3 protein-coding genes are annotated in these 2,433 nt (G+C 51.9%); all 3 read right to left on the bottom strand.

Translation table 11 applies throughout. The annotated features are described in order from the left end of the window. Window positions 1–266: 266 nt before the first annotated feature. Window positions 267–650, bottom strand: coding sequence for a TraR/DksA family transcriptional regulator (locus ABYW01_RS19380; RefSeq protein WP_372835993.1), 384 nt, complete (start codon window positions 648–650; stop codon window positions 267–269). 111 nt (window positions 651–761) lie between these two features. Continuing rightward, window positions 762–1,775, bottom strand: coding sequence for a Holliday junction branch migration DNA helicase RuvB (gene ruvB, locus ABYW01_RS19375; RefSeq protein WP_193954061.1), 1,014 nt, complete (start codon window positions 1,773–1,775; stop codon window positions 762–764). Between the two features lie 67 nt (window positions 1,776–1,842). Then, window positions 1,843–2,433: Holliday junction branch migration protein RuvA (gene ruvA / locus ABYW01_RS19370; protein ID WP_372835992.1), on the bottom strand; the 591-nt coding region annotated here is incomplete at its 5' end.

The raw sequence follows: 2,433 nt of genomic DNA, 5'->3' as shown, positions 1-2,433 counted from the left end.
CGTCCTGTGTCACAACGAACCCGGTTTTTGACCTGCCCGTAACACCAAAACACATTCGCAGCGATTGAGAAAACAAACCTCCCCAATCAGCCGTCTCGAATGGGACGCTTACAGCTCAAAAAAGTTCAGGTATTCACAATAAACTGTAGCCCGACACGCTCAAATAAAACCCAAGCGAGCCTACCAAGAGACAATAACAGGAGAAGGTTACATAAATAAAGGAGGGAACCGTGAGCAAAGACTTAAGAGTGATGAAAAGGCGGCGCTTAGCTCACCGCCCTCAGCGTTTCTCCAGCGGACTGACAACGCACACAACACACCGCAATTGGATTTGCATGCAGGCGATTTAACTCAATATCATCCCCACATTCGAGACAGATACCGTACTCACCCTCTTCGATGCGATGAAGCGCCTCGATACAGGCACGAATCTCATCGGTATGACGAGACAGATTCATCAAATTCAGCGCAACAGCGGCCGCCTGCTCAGCCTCCTCCGTACGATCGTGAGCAGACCCAGAGAATGTACTTTCTCCCATCTGCTGAGTATCGCGCAGCTCCTCACGTGCCTCTTCACGCAGACGACGTAAATGCTCTTCGATCTCTGCCTTAAACGCCAATACCTTGGATGTGGTGATTGTAGTGACCATTTGCAGCCCTTTTATCCGTGTTAATCTACTACCTCACATCTTAGTCAACGCACGGGCTGCAGGACGTTGATCAATGTCAGACTGACAGGGATCACCGCGATTTATTCTCTTCTATTGATCCATGTCCGGTTTGTCTATTCCGAAGTGGCGATAGGCATGATCTGTTGCTACGCGCCCTCTTGGCGTACGCATAATAAAACCTTGCTGGATCAGGTATGGCTCCAGCACATCTTCGATGGTATCGCGTTCTTCGCTGATTGCCGCGGCGAGACTCTCCACCCCGACAGGACCACCACCAAACTTCTCAATCATCGCCAACAACATTCGGCGATCCATATGATCGAAACCACTGTTGTCGACATTCAACATGTTTAAGGCGCGATCAGCCATCTCCGATGAGATATACCCATCACCTTTAACCTCGGCATAGTCACGCGCACGACGTAACAAGCGATTGGCAATACGCGGCGTTCCACGGGAGCGGCACGCAATTTCACGCGCACCGCGCTCATCGACACTCGTCCCTGACAACTCAGCCGAGCGACCGACGATACTGGACAGGTCATCGACATTGTAAAATTCAAGGCGCTGCACGATGCCAAAACGGTCTCTCAGCGGCGACGTCAGCAACCCTGCCCGCGTGGTTGCCCCCACCAGCGTAAACGGTGGCAACTCCAGCTTTATCGAACGTGCGGCCGGACCTTCACCGATCATAATATCCAGCTGATAATCTTCCATGGCTGGATATAAGACCTCTTCCACGTTGGGACTGAGGCGGTGAATTTCATCGATAAAAAGTACGTCACCCGGCTCAAGATTGGTGAGCAATGCAGCCAGATCACCCGCCTTTTCCAACACCGGGCCCGATGTCGTTTTGATCTCAGATCCCATCTCGTTGGCAATGATATTAGCCAACGTCGTCTTACCCAGACCCGGTGGCCCAAAGATCAACGTGTGATCCAACGCCTCACCACGCCCTTTCGCTGCATGGATAAAAATCTCCATCTGCTCACGCACAGTAGGCTGACCGACGTAATCCTCCAGCGTTTTAGGGCGTATTGCCCGATCCTGCGCTTCTTCAACAGGATTGCTGGCAGGTGAGATAAAACGATCTGCTTCGATCATGGATGGAGCCTCAAATCACACGAAAATTGAATTGTTCTTACAAAAACCAATATAGCCAACTACACCGTTAACCCGTAACCATCGACTTTAGCGACTGCCGGATCAGATCTTCACTGCTAGCCCCCGCGCCCAAGGCCTTTTCAGCCTGGGCAATCGCTTTAGTCGCCTGTACCGGCTTGTATCCCAGTGCCACTAATGCACTTTCTGCCTCGGCCCGATGATCGGTTGCAGGCATCGAGACAGCCACGTCTGGATCACCACCACCGCTCAACTGGAATTCACCAAAATCGGCGACCTGCAGATCCTTCAGCTTATCTTTCATCTCAACGATCAGTCGCTCGGCGGTCTTTTTACCAACACCAGGCAAACGCACCAAGGCAGCGGTATCCTGATCATGCACAGAGCGCACAAAGTCGTTGGCGCTGATGCCCGACAAAATGGTTAGCGCGAGCTTTGGACCCACGCCATTCACTTTGATCAAGGTACGGAACAGCAACCGCTCCTCCCGGTCGGCAAAACCGTAGAGCAGCTGTGCATCTTCACGTACCACAAAGTGCGTAAACAACGTGACCTGCCTGCCCAGCTCCGGCAAACGATAGAAGGTATTCATGGAGGCCTCAACTTCATAGCCAACGCCATTTACATCAATCAACAGTTG

Source organism: Pontibacterium sp., assembly GCF_041587635.1.
In the GTDB taxonomy this organism is placed as follows: domain Bacteria; phylum Pseudomonadota; class Gammaproteobacteria; order Pseudomonadales; family Balneatricaceae; genus Pontibacterium.
This window is presented reverse-complemented; position numbering and strand designations above follow the sequence as displayed.